The 19,151-nt window shown below is 56.2% G+C and carries 11 protein-coding genes and 2 pseudogenes; 7 read left to right on the forward strand and 6 right to left on the reverse strand.

From position 1 onward, the window contains the following. Positions 1-11: 11 nt before the first annotated feature. Together N5A92_RS24655 and N5A92_RS24660 are read left to right on the forward strand one after the other, a co-directional pair. Positions 12-2,213 carry a glycosyltransferase family protein gene (locus N5A92_RS24655; protein ID WP_260907064.1) on the forward strand — a complete coding sequence of 734 codons (2,202 nt, stop codon included), beginning with the start codon at positions 12-14 and terminating at the stop codon, positions 2,211-2,213. Between the two features lie 160 nt (positions 2,214-2,373). Beyond that, positions 2,374-3,384, forward strand: a complete 1,011-nt coding sequence (locus tag N5A92_RS24660) for a hypothetical protein (protein ID WP_260907066.1) — start codon at positions 2,374-2,376, stop codon at positions 3,382-3,384. 57 nt (positions 3,385-3,441) lie between these two features. On the opposite strand, the gene N5A92_RS24665 is transcribed toward N5A92_RS24660, so the two are convergent. Continuing rightward, the gene (locus tag N5A92_RS24665) at positions 3,442-4,899 is read right to left on the reverse strand and encodes a heparinase II/III domain-containing protein (RefSeq protein WP_260907068.1); all 1,458 of its coding nucleotides are present in this window, start codon (positions 4,897-4,899) and stop codon (positions 3,442-3,444) included. 1,220 nt (positions 4,900-6,119) lie between these two features. Then, a pseudogene (locus tag N5A92_RS24670) lies at positions 6,120-7,130 on the reverse strand (IS110 family RNA-guided transposase). A 470-nt stretch (positions 7,131-7,600) separates the two neighbouring features. Between N5A92_RS24670 and N5A92_RS24675 the strand changes: the two are divergent. From N5A92_RS24675 to N5A92_RS24685, 3 genes are all read left to right on the forward strand, one after another. Then, positions 7,601-9,394, forward strand: coding sequence for a hypothetical protein (locus N5A92_RS24675; protein ID WP_260907070.1), 1,794 nt, complete (start codon positions 7,601-7,603; stop codon positions 9,392-9,394). A 2-nt stretch (positions 9,395-9,396) separates the two neighbouring features. Further along, the gene (locus N5A92_RS24680; RefSeq protein WP_260907071.1) at positions 9,397-10,662 is read left to right on the forward strand and encodes a glycosyltransferase family 4 protein; all 1,266 of its coding nucleotides are present in this window, start codon (positions 9,397-9,399) and stop codon (positions 10,660-10,662) included. A gap of 67 nt (positions 10,663-10,729) precedes the next feature. Then, positions 10,730-11,965 carry a glycosyltransferase family 4 protein gene (locus N5A92_RS24685; RefSeq protein ID WP_260907072.1) on the forward strand — a complete coding sequence of 412 codons (1,236 nt, stop codon included), beginning with the start codon at positions 10,730-10,732 and terminating at the stop codon, positions 11,963-11,965. 897 nt (positions 11,966-12,862) lie between these two features. On the opposite strand, the gene N5A92_RS24690 is transcribed toward N5A92_RS24685, so the two are convergent. The 4 genes and pseudogenes from N5A92_RS24690 to N5A92_RS24705 all read right to left on the reverse strand — a co-directional run bounded on the left by N5A92_RS24690 (position 12,863) and on the right by N5A92_RS24705 (position 18,001). After that, entirely contained in the window at positions 12,863-13,738 is an 876-nt protein-coding gene (locus N5A92_RS24690) for a sulfotransferase (protein WP_260907073.1), read from the reverse strand. Positions 13,739-13,880: 142 nt separating this feature from the next. Next, positions 13,881-15,416 carry a heparinase II/III domain-containing protein gene (locus N5A92_RS24695; protein ID WP_260907074.1) on the reverse strand — a complete coding sequence of 512 codons (1,536 nt, stop codon included), beginning with the start codon at positions 15,414-15,416 and terminating at the stop codon, positions 13,881-13,883. Between the two features lie 331 nt (positions 15,417-15,747). Next, positions 15,748-16,023 (reverse strand): annotated as a pseudogene (locus N5A92_RS24700) (transposase); the annotation flags it as partial. Continuing rightward, positions 15,974-18,001 (reverse strand): acyltransferase family protein, encoded by a 2,028-nt coding sequence (locus N5A92_RS24705; protein WP_260907075.1) that lies wholly within the window; start codon positions 17,999-18,001, stop codon positions 15,974-15,976. The pseudogene N5A92_RS24700 and the gene N5A92_RS24705, both read right to left, overlap by 50 nt. 280 nt (positions 18,002-18,281) lie before the next feature. Here N5A92_RS24705 and N5A92_RS27320 point away from each other — a divergent pair, with 280 nt between their 5' ends. Beyond that, positions 18,282-18,413 carry a peptidoglycan recognition protein family protein gene (locus N5A92_RS27320; protein WP_313958458.1) on the forward strand — a complete coding sequence of 44 codons (132 nt, stop codon included), beginning with the start codon at positions 18,282-18,284 and terminating at the stop codon, positions 18,411-18,413. Between the two features lie 15 nt (positions 18,414-18,428). Then, positions 18,429-19,097: an N-acetylmuramoyl-L-alanine amidase gene (locus N5A92_RS27580; RefSeq protein WP_425248640.1), complete on the forward strand. Its 669-nt coding sequence runs from the start codon at positions 18,429-18,431 to the stop codon at positions 19,095-19,097. The last annotated feature ends 54 nt before the right edge of the window (positions 19,098-19,151 follow it).

Genomic DNA, 19,151 nt, shown 5'->3' on the forward strand with positions numbered 1-19,151 from the left:
ATTCGCAGCATATGTCTAATCAGAAACGTGTCCTTATCTGCGCCAACCCCGATCTCAATTTTATTGACGGCTCGTCTATCTGGGCGCAAACTATTGCCCTGGTCATTGCCGAAACCGGTCTTGCAACAGTCGATTTTCTGGCAAAGAGCACGCTCCAACGGTACGAACTGTTCGGCCCTCTATGCAATCACCCCCGAATCGAAATCATTAACGGCGCGCGCAAAAAAGACATTGGAAACCTGCCCTTTGGCCGTCTCAGTGCTCAAAGCATGGCCGAGCTGTCGGTTGAACTGGATCGACTGCAGGACTACGATTTAATCCTTGTACGTGGCTATGAGATTGCTCAGGCCCTGCTCGAGACCCCTGATGCCCTGAGCAAAAGCTGGATCTATCTCACCAACATCCCACAAAAGGCCGAGGCTTATAGCGAAGCCGAACGTGAGGAAATCTCACGGATCGCCTTTGGCTGCGCCCATCTACTCTGCCAAACTTCCGGCTTCCGTAAGCTCTGGAAAACGCTTGTCCCGGATCTGCCCGACGGCAAGTGCACGCTCTATCCTCCCGTCATCCCGGATATCCAAGGTGAGCAAATACCCATCGCATCGCGCGAAAAGCTGGCTGTCTATGCCGGCAAATTCACGCCCCAATGGATGACGCTCGAAATGGCCGAAAACTGGCCCGAGCTTCAGCATCTCGATGCTACGTTGCGCATGATCGGCGACAAGATCCATGTGGATGCGCGAGGCTTTGAGCGGCGAATGCGAACGGCGCTGGAGAAAACCCCCAGGCTGGAATGGCTTGGCGCCATGTCGCGGGAGGAAGTCCAGGCGCAACTGCGCCAGGCACGTGTCGGTCTTTCCTGGCGCGCCGAATCCATGAACGACACTCTGGAATTTTCCACGAAGATTCTCGAGTACGGCGGAGCCGGTTGCGCAGCAATCTTGAACCGTAACCCGCTACACGAAGAGTTATTGGGCGAGGACTACCCGCTGTTCGCAAATACCCGGGAACAATACCTGCACTCCCTCGAAACGGCGCTCGTTGACGACGAGTTGTCCCAAACCGCCGCCGATCAGCTTATGGAAGTCTCAAAGGCCCATACCTTTAGCGCACGGGTTCAGGAAGTCAGCCAGTGGTTGAACGCCCTCCCTAGCAGGAAATCCAACGCCGGTCCGGCCTCCCAAAGAAAACTTCAGGTGCTGATCGCCGGACATGATTTGAAGTTTTTCAAGCCCCTGCAAAAGAAACTCGAAGAAACCGGCAAGTTCGCGTTTCTCATAGACAAGTGGAGCGGTCATAATGAGCATGACGAAAAACAAAGTCGGGAACTGCTTCCCAAAGCAGATGTCATCTTCTGCGAATGGTGCCTTGGTAATCTCAAGTGGTACTCTAAAAACCGTCTGCCTCACCAGAGGCTCATCGCACGCTTTCATGCGCAAGAACGCAAACTACCTTTCCTAAAGCAACTGGACCAGGATCACATTGACCACATCAGCTTTGTCAGCGAACCCATCCGTCGGGAAGGACAAAAAGTATTCCACTTTCCGGAAGAGAAAACATCCGTCATCGCCAACTACTTGGATCCTGGAAAATTTTTTCCAAAGAAAAAAATTGGCGACGCACGCTACACACTAGGTATGATTGGCTCAGCCCCGGCAAGCAAACGCCTGGACCGGGCCATTGATCTGCTCGAACGCCTGTTGGAACAAGACTCCCGCTATTGCCTCCGCGTCAAAGGTCGCCATCCGCTCGACTACGAATGGCTGCTCAAGCGCCCGGAAGAATGCGAGTACTACTGTAAGGCCTTCGAACGCATCAACAGCCACAAACTGCTGTCGACGCGGGTGATCTTCGACCCGCCCGGGGACGATGTGAATGACTGGCTCTCGATGGTGGGCTTTATACTGTCACCGTCGGACACTGAATCTTTCCACATGGCGATCGGGGAGGGCCTCCTGGCTGGCTGCCGCCCCATTATCTGGCCTTGGGAAGGTGCCGCCGAGACATGGGGTTCCAAACACGTCATCGACAACCTCGACGGAGCTGCTCAAGCCGTGCTCACACCCGCGGCCGATGAAGCTTTCGGGCTTCCCACGCATATGGAGCCGACAACGGTGGTTGCCAGATGGGAACGCCTTCTAACCGTGCCAACAGCTGAAACGAGCCATGCTGAGGGTGAACTTCAACAAGCTGCCCTCTCGTATACAACATGAAGTTCTTACGCGATCTCCTAACACTATCTCTCATAGCCCAGAAACAGAAGCCGCAGCAGCGCCAGAGATATCGCTGCAACTTTTGGAAGTCGGACACATTGACCTTCGATCCAGATCTCAATCGACTGGTAGAGCTGCGTAGTGCAAGTAGAGGTCTGCAATGAAGACTGTTATACATATCGGCCCAATGAAGACCGGAACAACGTATATCCAAAATATTTTGCAAAAGAGCAGAAGTGAGTTACTTAAGCTTGGCTGGGTATATCCCGGTCGGCTCCTAAATCAACAGCATGCTTGCTACGGAATATGCGGAGATGAAATCCCGTGGGTCACCAACGCGCTTTCAAGGAAAAATGAGAGGCTGGGTGAAGAGTTGATCAGGCAACTACAGACCAGAGAAACAAACGTCATCATATCTTCCGAAGCGCTTGCAAGCTTAACTCCCATAGGGGTCGAAAACTTTTTAGAAGCAATTGGCGGAGCTGACGAAGTTATAGCGACAATTAGACCGCTAGAAAAACTACTACCTTCGGCATGGCAACAACTTATCAAAGGGGGATCCACGAAATCTCTCGACGAGTTCTTTGAACATATGGCGATAAACAGAAACAGCAAGTCGGGATTGTGGAGAACTTATGCATATGGAGAAGCAGTTAAGATATGGAGCCACTTCCTTCCTGTCTCTGTGATTAGATTGAGCCAAACCAAAGATAGAGATTCTGCATGGGATCTATTTAGACAAGCAGCAAATTTGCCTGAAATACCGCCAACACACATAAAGGCGAAGGAATCTAATATATCGCTTAACCTGGAAGCCGCAGAGATCTTAAGGCATGTTAATATAACACTAAAAAAAGAAGGAATTGATAAGGATAAGGTGGAGGAATTCAGCCGCTTTTTTCTAAAGAAAATAATACACCCTCTGTCGGATATTTCTCGTGGAACACGAATCACATGCCGAAAAAGCGATATGGCGCGTATTGAGTTATGGGATTCCGAAGAAATGTCTCTCGTCCAAGAACATGCAAGCAAGATGCTTGGAGATAAATTCGGTGTCGAATATTCTATAAAAAAAGAGTCGAAATTAAATGAATCGAAGGTCTTGGAAGAAATGTCTCTACACTTGATTCAGCTGTGGGGAAAAACGGAAGCAGAAAGGCTCAAAAGATAACCCCCTCGTATGGGAGCAACCATACTGGGCACCTTAGTTGTGATGGGCACTCGGATATCATGCAGCGCCGGAGCGGCTGGCAGGGGTGATGCGGACGGTGAATTCTATCGTCGGAAGGCTGCTCGGATATTCGACAAAAACACGCTGTGCAGTTTGATAGACACCATACTCCATGGAAGTCGGTACGTTCTCATGCGCCCATTGCGTTTCTGGTGTTGCTGTAATTGAAACGCGCGTGCCTACCTTGAGCCAAGCTACCGCCTCTCCCTGGGTGGATTTGACCTCGGCATTCGCGCCAAGCAAAAAGGATGTTTGAGTCTGTGCATTGATCGGCTCCTTCCAGCGATCCCGAATGGTTATCCGGCCTTGACGAAGACACGAAAGATCAACTATCCGACAGAGCCGCCCCCCGTACATGCTGGTCTCCCCCTCGATCGTATCCCGATCTACCAGCCGTAGGGTTGGGAGTTGCGATAGGCGTTCTGGCTTTCGCGCCGCGGCTGTGCCGAGCGGGAAAACTGTCGTGTGCCCCTTGGGTGAGCGAACAGCAATGCGTTGCGCGTCTTTCTCGTCGTAGTGACCAAGGCCAGCGTCGCCGAAAACGATCTGGTCCTCAAAAGCCAGGTGGATGGAAAGATCGTCGTCGTGACGGTGGTAGTGAGAGAGATGGCCGCATTTGAAGGTGAGATGGTAGCGTTCACCCCAGATCGTCATGCCTCGGGCGATTACATAGCCAGAATCCGCGAGATCTACGACTTCGACGTCGGGCCACGCTTTGTCTTCTAGGCCAAGTTTTCGCGGTGTGTCACCAATCATGGGGAGAGTTCCGCTCGGGAGCGTCATCGCCCGCAGAACATTTCGCGCCCGTGAGTACAGGATCTCACCCGCTCGGCCGATCTCATTATCTCCGAGCGCCTTGAACGTGGAGAGTGACTTGAGACTTGCCGTCATACCTTTTTGGTAGCCGGGACTGTTTTCTTTATGCACGCCTTGGCTGGTGAATGCGAATTCTACTTCGCTATGGAGGCGGGACCGGAAAGTCTCGGAGAATGCCGCTACACGTGGAATTTTGGACCACATAAGGCATGTTTGATAGCCGATGAAGGCTTGATCAAAGCCATGGTTCGTGTGGCGGGAGTACTGCTTCTCGTCAGCCAAAAATGCGAGGTGACGTTCAACAAGATGTAGCCATTCAATATCATCGAGATCGAATTCACAGATTGCCGCGAGAGATAACCAGCGGACCAAGTTTCTTAGACGGAAGGCTGATGCATGGTCCTGCCACGTCAAAGGGGCTCGGTTTGTCTCCGCATTCTCCTGCCAATTTAGAAGGGCCCTCTTTCCGAAGTTGAAGCCCTGCCGCTTTTCGTTCGTCGTCGCGAGAAGACCATAAGCCCCAACAAACCAATCGAGGAATGGAAGCGCCTGAAGCTGCCACCACCAATTCCGATCACGCGTCAGGCCCGCCCAACGGAATTGTCGAAGATCGATCTCCTCGCTAGGGAAACCCTTCAACAGAACTTTCCCCCCGCAGACTGACCACCATTTCTGAGCAGCGACATTGGAAGGCTGAGAACAAATCAGCGACTTCGCCTCAGGGTGGAGAGATTTGAGGATTCCTTCGCGCGATGTTGGCTGGCGCCCAGAATAAGCCATTTCACTGGTACCCCATAATCTCAAAGGTGCTGTGGAAGTAGTCGCATATCTTCGCGAGTTGTAGTGGTGTCATGAGCTCGCGCGCCTAGTCCACAGAGTAGCGCCCATTTGATTTAAATTCAGGGAGACGTACCTCCGATGCATTTATCACAATTCTCTTCAGGCATTCACGCAAATCTTCTTGCAGGTTCTCATATCGGATGACGAAAATCGACTAATATATCCTCTTTATTATTCATATACATCCTCGAATTCACCAGTCATTAGGCAACTTACGAAGAAAAATGTCTACGCTATTCCGAATGTAGTTCACATTTTGACCATTGTACACACCCTTGTTATAAAGCGCAGCATCAAACATAGACGCAGATATGAAGTAGCTATATGATTGCCTATCAATAGTGAATTTCTATCCCATACTTCGCAACTACGCGCTGCTTTACTGCGGTCCGCATGTTATTTCTGGAGTTAGAATTTACACTTTGCAGATAGGATAGTGCCGCATCTAGTTTTCCTGCCATCCTTGGCGAAATTTCGCGGCTGTAGATTTCTCTCAATCAACTTCTTCTCGTCTATTGGCGTGATTGGGGTCACAACGTCGTCGGGGCCGCAAAATTCACGCAGCACACCCTCTACACTTGTCCCGGCTACTTTGCGTGCTTTTACAAAAATGAACCCAAATTTGTGAGATATGACTGTCATAACTCCTCCAGACTCAGTGCAAATAATGCACGATTCGCAGGTTCTAATAATAAAGCGCATAAGCGAAGGCAATTGACAATGCGAGAGCGGATAGAGCCGTGTCCAGAACAACAGCGTAATGCTTCTGTAATGGGCCTTTGCTCGTCAAGTCCCTTCGAGTGATCATCACGCCGCCAGGATCATGCTTCTGTCCGTGGTCAGCACCAAGACTGCCACATCATGCCATCAGATCCTCAAGCCGGCAGGTCAATCTAGGACGCGTGATTTGCCGAAGCTTTCACAGCATTACTCCCGACCTTGCCAAGCCCTCGTCCCGGCGACGGGACCTCGAAGGAGCAGAGCCTAAGCTGGTCTGCTCCGCTTCCCTTGTTTCTCCTTTACGCGGTCACGATCTCCTTGCTCCAGAGGAACACGCTGGCGTCCACCCACATGCGGTGGAGGACGGTGGCAAGCTTGCGGGCCAGCGCCACCTTCGCCCGTTTCATGCCGCGCCGCTTTGCCACGTCCATCGCCCAGCGTTTCAGGGCGGAGAACCTCGAGGCGCGCGGCAGCATGATATGCGCTGCTTCATAGAGCGCGGTGCGCACCATGGCATCGCCGACCCTGGTGATGCCGCCATCTATGTCGGTCTCGCCGGACTGGTATTTCTTGGGCGTCAGTCCGAAGTAAGCACCGACGGTTCGGGATTTCGCAAACCGCTCCGGATCGTCGACCGCCGAGCGATAGGTGAGCGCCACCAGAGCCCCGACGCCGGGCGCGCTCATCAGCCGCCGGCAGACAGGATCAGCGCGGGCGATCTTCAGCATCGCGCGGTGCAGCCGTGTAAACTCGTTCCACAATGCAGCCCGGGCCTGCAACATCGCGCTGATCACCATAACAAGCATGTCATGGCCTTCGATGAGTTCACGAATGCGGGCCTCGAAGCGCCCCCGGCTCACCTCGCCAACCTTGAGCCCGTAACCGCGCAGGATTCCGCGGATGCTGAGCTCAACATCGAGTAGCCGACCAGCAGCGCCCGCACCGCCTGGGCGTCCGCAGACTTGGCATGCACGGGACGGTACCAGCCCATGCGCAGCAACTGCGCGATCCCGCGAGCATCCTTGCGGTCCGTCTTCACGGTCATCGCCGACAGTGCCGCCTTCACATGCCGCGTTTTCCAGCAAGACAACCTCAAGGCCGGCGTCGACCAGGCCCTCGCGCAGCCACTGCGACAGAGGTCCCGCCTCAAGGCCGACCCTGACTATCGGCAGTCCTAGGCCGGCAAAATGCTGCAACAGCGCCTCTGGCTCGCTCGCCACTTTCGTCTCGCGCACGATCTTGCCCGATGAATCCACCACGCAAACGCTGCTCTGTTCCAGCGACACATCAATTGCTGCATAATAGTCCATGGTTGTCCCTCGCTTGATGCTTGGGGCCGACAATCGGACCCCGTTCAACATCGTCACTCTGAGGGACAGCCACCTTCATGGCTACCACAGGAGCGCCGGCCCATTACGGCACCTAGCTGCAAAAATGTACCCGAGGGCCGCACCGTCACAAGGAATAGCGTGCCTATCTATTCTGGTCTAAATCGCACCATCCGCCACTGCTCCCACGCCATGACGGCCGAGTGTCCAACGTTCCGGGTGAAGTTGGCTTGAACCGAAAACACTTCAAACTCGGTTAGAATGCATTTTCTCTACCCATGAGCGGCACGGGATGTTACATCGCCTCGAAATCCATGACAGCCATCCGTTGACCGGATCCTATATGCCTCTACTGGCGCCAAAGTTTGAGCTTGCCTCCATGGCTGCAGATTGTTGCCTTACAATTGCGCGTCGCTTCGGCGCATAGAGGCAGAAAGCGGGTTGCTGCACGCATGTGGCTTTATTCGGGAACCAAGAGCTACGCTGGCTGGGCGTATTCGATCTCCAACAAGATCAGGAGGATTGTCCCAGCTGCCATTCTGGCGATGGTGATTGCCACCCTCGTGTCGCAGCTCACCCTCCTGCTCGCCTCGCTCCTTCCATTGAAAATCATCCTGCTGATCGGCTCGCCGGGGGTGCCGCGTTATTTTCCGCAGTCCTTTGCCGCGTTCGACCGCGACGCGTTGGTTGTGGGGCTTGGGGCGGCCGCGGTGGGCTTTTATCTCATCCATCTCATGGCCGAGCGATTCATCGCGTTCAACAACGAGCGCGCCTCAGGCCGCGTTCTCGAGCGCGCCGGCAAGCTTACACTTTTCGCCAACCAGGAGGAGATGGCGCGCGGCGCCATCCGCAAGCTTGCGCGCGGAATGGCAAACGCGATCTTCGTCCTCGCCGCACTTGCGCTGATCGCCTTCATCCATCCCTCCGTCTCGCTCGTGCTCGTGGGGTGGTGTGCCCTGATTTTCGCGGGGACATCGATCGCCGGGGCGCTCAATCCTGCCTATCAGGAATGGCTGCAAGCCAACGCGAAATCCTTCATCGGCAGCATGGCGACGATCGGCATATTCGTCGTTGTAGCCTCCATCATCGCCGAATTCCTCCTCGGCGCCTCGTTCAACATTCTCTTCGCCGTCGTCAGCCTTATACTCTCCCGGCAGGTCCTGCAGCTTCTCGTAACGTCGATTAAGGAAGCGCTGACGCTGAACGCGCAAAAGCAACAGATCAACGCTCTTTTTTTCCAAGGTCACGCGCTGGCCGGCCAGGCGCCCGCGCGTGACGACGGTCTGTGGGACCTCTGCCGTGCCAAGAGGCTGGACGCATGGCTTGCGCCATATATCGCCGAGGTCACGGGTCGGCCGGCCGGCGGCATCCGCATGACGGATTGGCGCGAGACTGGGTTGACGGACATCCTCACATTCCGAGTGTCGGTCGCGGGAGCGGAGGGAGACGGCGCGGATTACCTGATCAAGCTCTACAGCAACCGCCGCCGAACGCTGGCCGCCCACGAGGCCACCCTACTTTCCGCCGTCCCGCCGGATAGCCTTCCCTGTCCGGCCTTCCTGGGGGCGCGGCGGGTCGGCGAGGCCAACTGCCACCTGTTCCGTTATTCTAGGGCAAGCCACCTGCGGCCCAAGGAAATCAAGGAGAAGAAACGGGCGTTCCTGCAAGCGTGCTGGCTCTACGAGCCGCCCGGCGATCTCGTTCGGCGCTACCGCCGTTCCCATCAGCTTCTTCCGCAGCAGCTTTCTGCGCAAATGGGCGAACGCCTGATGCAGGTGGCCCTGACGCCGCAAAACGAAAATGCCGTGCGCGACTTCATCAAAGCGGTCGGGCCGATTCGGGAACGGCTCGAGGCGTTACCCCTCTTCGTCCACTGTCTGGATTCCGGTGTCGGCACGCTTCTCGAAACGGAGGGCGGTCAGATCGTTGCGACGGAGTGGGGCCGCTGGACGCTCGAACCCGTGGGCGCGGGGTGGCCCACGGCGAAAGCCGCGCTGGCGGCGATTGGGCCTTGGCTCGAAGAAGCGCGAGGCAAGCGGCGGGCGCTGGCGAACGTGACGGCCGAGCAGACCCGGCTCGCCGCGCTTGCATTCGCCTTCCAACGCCTGTACGCACGCCAGCGCTACAATTCCGCCCTGCGCCTCTTGCCGGCCATGATTTCCTGTGCCGATGCGGCCGGTGTGACGGAGGCGGATCATGCCGCGCCGAAGCAGGCCGGGACGGCTCTGAGAAAGACGGGAAGCTGAGCGTGAACCGAATTTCCATGATCGTCTGGAACGACTTCCAGAACGATGCACGCGTGCGCAAGGAAGCCGAAACGCTTCAGGCGGCCGGCAACGCCGTCACCGTCTTTGCGCTCCACACGCCAGGCCAGACGCGCAAGGCCGACACTTTGCCATCCGGGGTAGAGGTGGTGCGCGTCACCCGCAGCCCGTTCTTGAACCTGCACAGGCGCACATCGGCAAGGGCCGGGCCAAGCGCCGGCGAGGAGGATCCGCCTGCGCGAAGGATTGGTCCGGTCGGGCAGGCGGTCCGTCTGCTCACGCGCGCATGGGCCCATGGCATTCTTCTGGCCCGCATGGTGGCCGCGCGACCGCACGTGGTGCACGCGCACGATGTCAACACGCTGCCAACGGCTTGGATAGCTGCGGTGCTGTCGCGCGCACCGCTCGTGTATGACGCCCACGAAGTCAGCACCGATCGCGAAGGCTACGCCGGCTTTCGCACGGCGGTGGCCTGGCTCGAACGGAGGCTGACGCCGCGGGCGGCGGCGATGATCACCACGACGGAAGCTCGCGCGAAGTTCTTCGCCCGCGCCTATGGCATACCGCGCCCGCTCGTCCTGCAGAACCGACCCCGCTTTGCCGCTCCGGGGCGCACCGAGAGGATCCGGCGCGAACTGCAATTACAAAAGCCCTGGCCGATCGTGCTCTACCAGGGAGGCCTGCAGCAGGGCCGTGGACTGGAGCGGCTTGTCGATGCGGCCGCGCGACTCGAAAAGGCCTATTTCGTCTTCATCGGCGGCGGGCGACTCTCGCCCGCGCTCGAGGACCAGGCGAAGAGCGCTGGCCTTACCGAGCGCGTGCGTTTCATGCCGACGGTGAGCCTCGATGTGTTGCCCTCCTACACGGCCTCGGCCGATATCGGCGTGCAGCCTCTCGAGAACACCTGCTTCAATCACTACACAACCGACTCTAACAAGCTTTTCGAGTACATGATGGCCGGCCTTCCGGTCGTCGCTTCGGACATGCCGGAGATTCGGCGCATTGTGGACGCCCATGGTTTCGGGATGATCGTCCCGCCGAGCGATACCACCGCGCTCGCCAACGCCATCGGGAAGCTGATTGAGAGTGAAGCCCTACGCCGCGTATATGCCGAGAAAGCGCGCCACGCTGCCTCGCGCCTGAACTGGGAGGAACAGGAGCAGAAGCTGGTCGCCCTCTATGATCGTCTCCTGAAGCACCCCGGGACGGCATATCGACCGGACCGAATGAAAGACGCGTTGGACGCGTAGCGGGACAATGCGTGCCGAGGGATCCGACCGTCCAGCAGCGTGGGCGCGCCAGCACACCGACCGTCCGATGAAGCATGTCTGGATTGTCAATCATTACGCGGAGGAGCCGGGGGGAGCGGGAGGAACACGCCACTTCTCACTTGCGAAATATCTCCGCGCCCATGGCTGGAAGGCAACGATCATCGGCGCGAGCACAGAGCATCTGTCCGGGCGGCAGCGGCTCGATGCGAAGGAAAGGGCGCGGCTGGAGCATCATTGCGGAATTCCCTTTCTATGGCTGAAGACGCCGCCCTATTCAGGCAACGGGCTAGACCGTATCCGCAACATGCTCACCTTCACCTGGCGTTTGTTGCTGCCCGCGAACGTCTCCTCGCTGGAGCCACCGGACCTCATCATCGGATCGAGCGTCCATCCTTTTGCTGCCTGGGCGGCTTTGCAGCTTGCCCGACGTCACCGAGTGCCTTTCGTCTTTGAAGTGAGGGATCTCTGGCCGCAGGCCCTGATTGATATGGGACGACTCACGGAGAAAAGCGTGACGACATTTCTCATGCGCGCGCTCGAAAAACATCTTTATCGTTCTGCGGAAACGATCGTCGTCGCCTGGCCCAATGCGGGATCCTATATTCAGGGGCTCGGGATCGAGGCCGACAAGGTCGTCTGGGTTTCGAACGGGATCGATCTGGCCGAATGGTCGAGCGACATACCGCTGCGAGACAGCAGCTATTTCACGCTTATGTATTTCGGGGCGCATGGCGGCGCTAACAGCCTGGACAACGTGATCCGTGCCATGAGGCTCGTTGAAATGGATTCTCGGGGGGAGAACATCCGCCTCAGACTAATCGGACACGGCCCTCAGAAACCAGCGCTGCGCGAACTCGCGCGGGAGCTTGGGCTTGCGAGGATCAGCTTTGAGGACCCCGTCCCCAACAGTGCCATTCCAGGCCTTGCCGCAGAGGCGGATGCCTTCGTCTTCAGTTTGATCGACGCGCCGATGTTCAAGTACGGCATCAGCCCGCGAAAGCTGTACGATTTCATGGCAGCCCGCCGCCCCGTCGTCTTTTGTTGCGGCGCCGCAAACAATCCCGTTGATGAATGCGGCGGAGGGGTGACCGTCCCGCCGGGCAATCCCGAACTCTTGGCCGAAGCGATATTGAAACTGGCAGAACTATCACCCTCTGCGCGCGCGACAATGGGTGCGGCAGCAAGGCAGCATGTCGAAGTGCACTACTCATATCAAATGCTGGCGCAAAAACTGTCAATGACATTAGACCAGCACTTGCCCACGGCGGCCGGCAAGAAGTGATCTCCGGAACAGGAAGTGACTTACGGAAGAGTACTTGCACGGAATAAAAGTAGGGAGGGCGTGTGCTATCGGCGCGCCTCGCGCTCGACTTCTCCCGCCTGGTAAGCCCACGGATATCATGCTTGGCGGCAGGCCCTTCAAACATGAGGACGACACGGCCCAGTTGCCGAGCGCCGACACCGAGACCGTCAGGGTGCCGGAAAGATTGACCGCTGCTGGCGTCGCGGTCGATGCGGCTGCTGTTCCACTGGCGAACGCTGAGGTCTGCGGGTCTGCGGTCTGCGGTCTGCGGTCTGCGGTCTGCGGTCTGCGGTCTGCGGTCTGAGGAATTCTATATAAAATTCGAAGGGAAATACTATCACGTTCCCGGTACCGGAACGCAATCCTTCAAATTGGAACTGTCAACGAAGATCAATTCCTGATTACTTCCTCCAACAAAACCATAAGCGCTTTAGGTGCATTCATCGGAGGGGCAGTCGTTGAAGGGGACCCCCGGAAATGGCCGGTCAGGCGCTCGCGCTCTAGCTGGTCGGTGCGCCTGTTGGAGGGGCGACTACATTAGTCGTCCTCTTCACCTTCATCGAAATCTTCAGCGAGAAGATGGGCTGGGACGCCCACTCCCATCTTCTCCAGCAACGCCAAGGCCATCGGGAGCGGCACCTCAACTGAGAGAGCATCCTTTCTGTTTGCAGCCAAAGTTAGCTGTTGCATAAGATGGGCGGGTCTTCACCGCGAAGGAATCTATTCAGGATTTCGCCGAACGTTTCGAACTCCAAGAGTTCGCCGCCCTTCGATGTTTCTCAGACATTCCTATTCCTCCTCTGATCAAAGCGAACACAGATCATAAGCGAATTGCTCGCTCAATTGGAACGGAAGGATGCGTTGTCAAAATGGCAATTATGCGTAGCCAAACTTTGCCCTGATTTCGGATAGATCGGCTCGCGCTTTTTCAATCAGCTCCGTCGGGGGCGAGACCGCACATCCGGTATAAAGATTGCCAGCGCGGCCATCCTTAGCCAATCGCTCCGCGGTATGGCTTTCAGCAACGGCTGCTATTTTCTCATCGAGCACGTCAAGTCCAACGACGTCTGCTAGGCATCGAAGAGTAGACGCTGGATTGCTCTTCAAGTCTTCGTAGCGAATCTCTGTATCGAATGAATCGCGATCCACCCTTCTGAAAAAGTTGTGAACGAACTTTATGTTGAACTGCATGTAGTCAGCGTCAGACGATTTGGCATAGCCAATGGCGGCGCGATACTTCTGCTTCCGAAAGGTGCGGGATATTACGATTTCCACTGGGTCGCGGATGAGAAGAATGAGGCACGCGCACCGGTCGTGAGATGCCATCATGCCTGGTTTCGGCCTGTGGGCCGTATTCACGGCTGGAGCTGTTCGAAGCTCAGGGATGTCTCTCCAGCCATGAATTGCGTAGTAGGTCTGCATGAATGCTGCGCGTTCCTGGTGCGGAAGCTCAGACAGTCGGTCCAAAACAGGAGTTGGGAAGTACACTTCCCCGCATGGAAGCATTGGGGCAAGCGCCGACAGCATGCTCTGCGCCCAGTGGGATCCGGAGCTTCCCACATTGGCAAGGTAGATTGTAGGGTTTGCTTTTTCTGCGCGCTCACGCCCGACATGCGCCGCACGTTGCAGTGCTTCGGATCTGCTCAAATGGATGGCCGAGAGCCGCTCGTGCAGTTTCGTTGCCTGACGTTCATTCACTCCGGCCGATGCGGGATCGTGGACGATTTCTTCAAGCAGGGCTTCGGAATGCATTCTATCCTCGCAACTCATGCGCGCCTTAGATCGCATCATACAGCAAGGACATCAATACCGTAGAAGCCGCGATCAGGACTCTCGGTGCGCTCTTGCGCCATTGGTGTCTTTAGCAGGGGCACTTGAGAGAAGGGGCCGCCGCTCAGTGGCCATTCAAGCCATATACGTTCCAACCTTCGAATGGATGGTCTTCGGGCCAATTAAGCGCCTCGGTCAGGAACTCGTGTGGGCGCGGCAATTGGATGATATCTGCGACAAACGTCACGGGCGCTTTCGTCCAAGAATCAAGGGCGACGGCGGGCCTCACTTCAGATCCGTAGACAACTTCGGTTTCTGACCGGTGCCACTCCCCAAGTCCATCTGCCAGGATATACAGTGTATTTGCACCGTCGGAGATGGAAACAGTTCGATCATTGATCGAGGCATAGACTTGCGGGCCGAGGATGAACCTTTGCCTAGAAGTAGTCTCAGGGAGGACGCGATCAATTAGGACCAAGTTTCCGGCAGATGTACGCCCCATGAATCGCTCGACCGTGAACATAGCTATACGGGTGTGGCGGCACCAGGCACCTTGAACGTCAGGTTGTGATACGACAGCTCGAATAGAGCTCCCGCCTTCCGAGCAGTTACCCTTCCCCAGCCATCGCGCGCCCTCTACGGTGATGGTCGAATGGCCATCGACCGATTTTGCGATGGGCGCTTGGCTGATGCCTGGATGGCCAGCGTCGTCAATGAAGGTTTTGCCATTTATGATGATCGACGTCGCGAGGTCATCATCCTGCTTGTGCACGTAGGAATGCCAGCTTGCAGTGATGGCTGCATGGATAGCGCCGCTACGAATGAAGCAGAAGCCACCATGTGGGGCCACCATCATCCCATCCTGGCTGCTGAATGGTGCCAGCGAGGACCTAGGATTCGCACTGCCGAAGATGCGCTTGAGCCTTTTGGACTTCGGTTCGCGCGGCGTGTCGCCAAGGGGGATGTATGCGCCTGCGGCAGTTAAAGCGTATCCGAGAACGACTTTTGACGCATCGATGACACGCTCTACCCTCTCCGCTAAGGAATTGTCCTGGAGCGGTGAATCGTCGATGGCCGCAAGCAGGTCCTTGGCCAGAACTGCATTGAACTCCTGATAACCAATCGAGTGCTCTCGCGTCACGCCACCCGCATCGAAGATGTGCGAAAACTGCGTCATCGCACGGTCGGCGGCGAAGCGCATGCCATCGCTGAATATCTCTCTCAAACGCCGATGCTTGAATGCCCGCAACAGAGCGATGTCCACCGACAAGCCATGATTGTTGTTCGCCTTATATGTCTCGCCACTCAACATGGAGCGAATGGTTTTCACCGCTTCTTGAACGAAAGCGTTCTTCTGTCGCGAGTTTGCGCTTGATCTCTCCAGATCAAGAAGGACACCCAAACGAATAGAGGCGGTGTGATCTGCAGCGCGACCAAGATACAAGGGGCTGACGTGGTCGGCGCTGTTGTGGAAGCGAATGAAATCTTCTGCGAGGACATGTCTTTGGCGGGAGGGAAAGCCTCCAAGCCACCGGAGACTTAGGAGGTGATGGCGAACATTCCGGGGCAGATCGCCCTCGAAGTGCCAATCGTTCTTCTCATAAAGATCAATGTCGAAACCGCGATAGCTAACGGTTCCGATTCTGCCGCGGTCCTGCATGGCCTCCTCTGGCGTGAAGCACTCACCTCGGCCCAAGTCACATAGAGCGCAACCGCACAATCAGCCACAAATATCGATGTTGGCAGGCCCACGAGACGGCTCTTGTGCCCTGCAATAAACGGCGTCGGTTCTCCTGCAATAGGCGACACCGTCTAAACAGCCTCAACAGTGCGGGTGGAGACCTCGAACTACCGTCGTTTTTTGATGCCGAAACCACCAAAGCGGACCCGAGCCACCGAGTTCGGTTGTTTGGCGTAGGTTTTGCGCCCCTTATTCGGCTCATGATTGGTCGATTTCAGCGTATCGGCAGTGTTTTCCGCCGGTGCCACCGTTATGCGGACGCGCTTCTCCCTTCGTGCCTGACATAGCGGGTCAGATTGTAGGCGAGATTGGCCATGCCGATCTTGGTGCGGGCGCGGGCGATACCGATCGTGCGTACGAACAGGCTCATGCGGGATTTCTGTCGCGCGAAGACGTGTTCGACCAAGGCCCGGATCTTTGAGCGCCGGCCATTGGCGCGCGCCATCGCCTCACTAATCGGCCGACCCTTCGGCTTCTTATGGTGGATGTCGGAGCGGTATCCATTCTTCTCCAGCCACGCCTCGTGATGCAGCAACCTTGGGCAAGAGTATCTTTGAAAGAGGCGGTCCTAGAAAGCGGTGCGCTCCAAAGTGAGAAAGATGATCATCGTCGCGATAAATTGGCTTGCCGCGATATACCACTTTGCATTTAGGGCTACAGAAAATCGGTGCCAGATCTATAAGATGCACATCGAATCGTACTGCGATTTCCAGCATGACATCTTCAGCAGAGGAATTTCTATCTCTGAAATCCGACAAGCTGGGTACTCTTGGCGGCTTCATGCCCTTATTAGCGGCGCGCGCAAGCGACTTGGGCACGTGCCAGCCAATTTCTGGGACGCCTCCAAGGATGACTACATCGATGTCATATTCGTTCAGTTTTGAAACCGTTCTCTCAAGGCCGTAGCGGAAAACGTCGACACTTGAACGACGCTGAGAAGACGAAACAATTTTGAGGGGGGCCGGTCGGCTATTCTCTCCTACCGAGCCCTTGCCCGTAGCGGCTAGCGCCCAACGGGCAGATAAGACAACCGTTGATATTTGGTCACGATTCTTCCGAATATAGTCGATGGCGCGAATCGCAAGAGCCGCGCAGTTCTTCCATTTGTCACCAACGTCCGACCGATGCACATCCAGCAACGGCGCGCACGCCGCATCAGCGAATACGATGCCTCCCAAGTCTTCCTGTCTGGCCACAAAATCTAGCGCTGGCGTTAGGGCATTGGCATGGCTATCACCCCATAAGACGACGGAAGGAGGTGCTTCCTCCACTCCAAAGGGACACCCCTCGGCGCAGCGCCCCCCGACAATATCCGCAGTGTTCAGCTCAAGGAACGAAGTAACGTTTCGATCATATCGCACTGGGAAGCCATTAGTTGCGCTTACGGAGGTAGACGCGGCTATAACCACAATGCACCCCATCCCGCTGAGTTGAAACACCTTGCGCCTTGACACAGCTGTCCGCACTCTGAATGGCCGCTCAATATAGTTCCATGAGATGTAAGCTGCAGCAAAGGAGGCCACAGTCGCACTCAACGAGAGGAAGATGGGGAGGTGAACGCTTCCCTGGTCTATCCTGAGAAATGAAAGAATTGGCCAGTGCCAAAGGTACAGGGAATAGGAAATTAGACCGATCCAGACGAGCGGTTTTGTCGAGAGCACCTTCGCAGCCAGGCTGGATCGCCCGCAATAAATTATGAGCATTGTACCTATACAAGGAGGGATCGCTGCGAGCCCTGGAAAGGGTGTCGCAGAAGTATACGTCAGCATTGGCACGAGTATCAAAGCAACTCCTGCCAATGATAGGCTGGATCGAATCCTGGGCGAGCTAATCGAGGGGACGACGTGTGTGGCTAGAAGAGCACCGCACATCAATTCCCATGCTCTTGTCGGTAGCAGGTAGAAAGCACCCTCGGGAAAGTGCTTAACTGCGTATATGCTTAGAACGAGAGATCCAAGCAGTACTATCGATATTATAATGCGCTGTGTGGCTTGTCTCCTGCCCTGAGATATAACCAAAGCCAAAGGAAATAGCAGATAGAACTGCTCTTCAACAGCAAGGCTCCAAGTGTGGAGTAGCGGGTGGAACTCGGATGCGTCTGAAAAATAGCCTAAACTATTCCAAAAAAACAAATTCGATGAGAAAAAGAGCGTTGCCGTAGCAGAATGTGAAAGATCAGAGAATTCTGATGGTATTAATAAAAACCATCCCGCAATGAAAGATGTGATGAGGACAGCAAATAGAGCCGGAAGAAGTCTTCTCGCACGCCTTTCGTAAAAGTGAATCACCGAAAAGTCGCCGCGCTCAATCTCCCCGGTAATGATACCGGTTATCAGAAAGCCAGAGATTACGAAGAAAACATCAACACCAACAAAGCCGCCGCTGAATGGCCCGAGGCCAGCGTGGTAAAGAACCACCGGCACGACCGCCAACGCGCGCAGCCCATCTATGTCCTCACGGTAACTGTGGCCCGCGCGGATATCAGAATATTTTCGCTGCAACATAGCGAGCCCCCGAGATCAAAATCGAATGTCTCTACCCGACAAGAGTAGGTGACACAACCGGCGGCTGTGCCGATTCTTATGCTTCCCACAGAGCCGTGATGTTCGACGACCGCCACCCGCACGATGCGCAAGGCTTTGGCCAGAGATCTAACCCCTCGTGCGCCCATCTCCGCAGATCTGATCAACACTGAAGAATGGACCGTACCGAGCCCAAGGGCGCGGCGCTTCTGGTCCCGCTGACGCTCATCTTCGGCTGAAACAATCCCACATCGAAAGGATAGTGCTGCACTACAGCGCGGCCTATGAAGATCAGAACCTCACGGTCAGGGACATCGACAAGATGCACCGCGCCCGTGCCTGGAAGATGGTCCGCTATCACTGGGTCATCCGCCGTGACGGTGTGGTGGAGTAGGGCCGGCCCGAAAGCATGACAGGCGCCCACATCGGCGGCCAGAACAGCGGCAAGATCGGTATCTGCTGCATCGGCGGTCTGAACCGGGCAACGGGGGCGAACGTCGGTGTGGACAATCGAACGCCAGCGCAGATCAAAGCGCAGATCAAATTAATTCGGGAATGCCTGAAACGCTACCCTGGCGCCCAGATCGTCGGTCACCGCGACCTCGCGGCCACGCAATGCCCTGGCTTTGACGTGAGGACTTGGTGGGCACGCGTCCAGAACAATAAGATTTCCGCACCAACGCCAGTTGACCCCAAAGCGCCTGTCAAGACGCCCGGTTTACACGAGGGCGATCGCTCGACGGGCAAGACAGGCGCCAAAGCTGGGCCAAAGGCTTGCGGAAAACATCCCACGGCACGACTGCGTTCAGCTTTTCCAGAGGATCGCCCACTTCGCTCAATCGGCCATACCGCTCGTCAATGTCCCAGAACCCGCCCTGTCCCCGCATCCGCTACCTCCGCGCAGATAACCGCGACAGTGAATCAAAATCCAGTGCCGAAGGCGAGGTTTTTAGAGACCTCCAGTTGGCGTGAATCCAGTCGACCTAGTCCGACAGGCCGAATGGATTTTCAGGGCCGGGGAAATTATATCCGGCCACTAAAAGAAGGACTGGCGCGCTCTCGCGGCGTTAGCCCTTAATTGACGCTTTTGGGGCGATACGTCGAGACCGACCCCCGTCCGCAGAACGGAGCT

The sequence above is a fragment of the Chelativorans salis genome, from assembly GCF_025336525.1.
Lineage (GTDB): Bacteria > Pseudomonadota > Alphaproteobacteria > Rhizobiales > Rhizobiaceae > Chelativorans > Chelativorans salis.

What these genes read in the sequence shown, in the direction of transcription:
- N5A92_RS24655 (WP_260907064.1), top strand. Translation starts at nt 12, where the DNA reads ATGTCTAATCAGAAACGTGTCCTTATCTGCGCCAACCCCGATCTCAAT.
- N5A92_RS24660 (WP_260907066.1), top strand. Translation starts at nt 2,374, where the DNA reads ATGAAGACTGTTATACATATCGGCCCAATGAAGACCGGAACAACGTAT.
- N5A92_RS24675 (WP_260907070.1), top strand. Translation starts at nt 7,601, where the DNA reads ATGTGGCTTTATTCGGGAACCAAGAGCTACGCTGGCTGGGCGTATTCG.
- N5A92_RS24685 (WP_260907072.1), top strand. Translation starts at nt 10,730, where the DNA reads ATGAAGCATGTCTGGATTGTCAATCATTACGCGGAGGAGCCGGGGGGA.
- N5A92_RS24690 (WP_260907073.1), bottom strand. Translation starts at nt 13,738, where the DNA reads ATGCATTCCGAAGCCCTGCTTGAAGAAATCGTCCACGATCCCGCATCG.
- N5A92_RS24695 (WP_260907074.1), bottom strand. Translation starts at nt 15,416, where the DNA reads ATGCAGGACCGCGGCAGAATCGGAACCGTTAGCTATCGCGGTTTCGAC.
- N5A92_RS24705 (WP_260907075.1), bottom strand. Translation starts at nt 18,001, where the DNA reads ATGTTGCAGCGAAAATATTCTGATATCCGCGCGGGCCACAGTTACCGT.
- N5A92_RS27580 (WP_425248640.1), top strand. Translation starts at nt 18,429, where the DNA reads ATGACAGGCGCCCACATCGGCGGCCAGAACAGCGGCAAGATCGGTATC.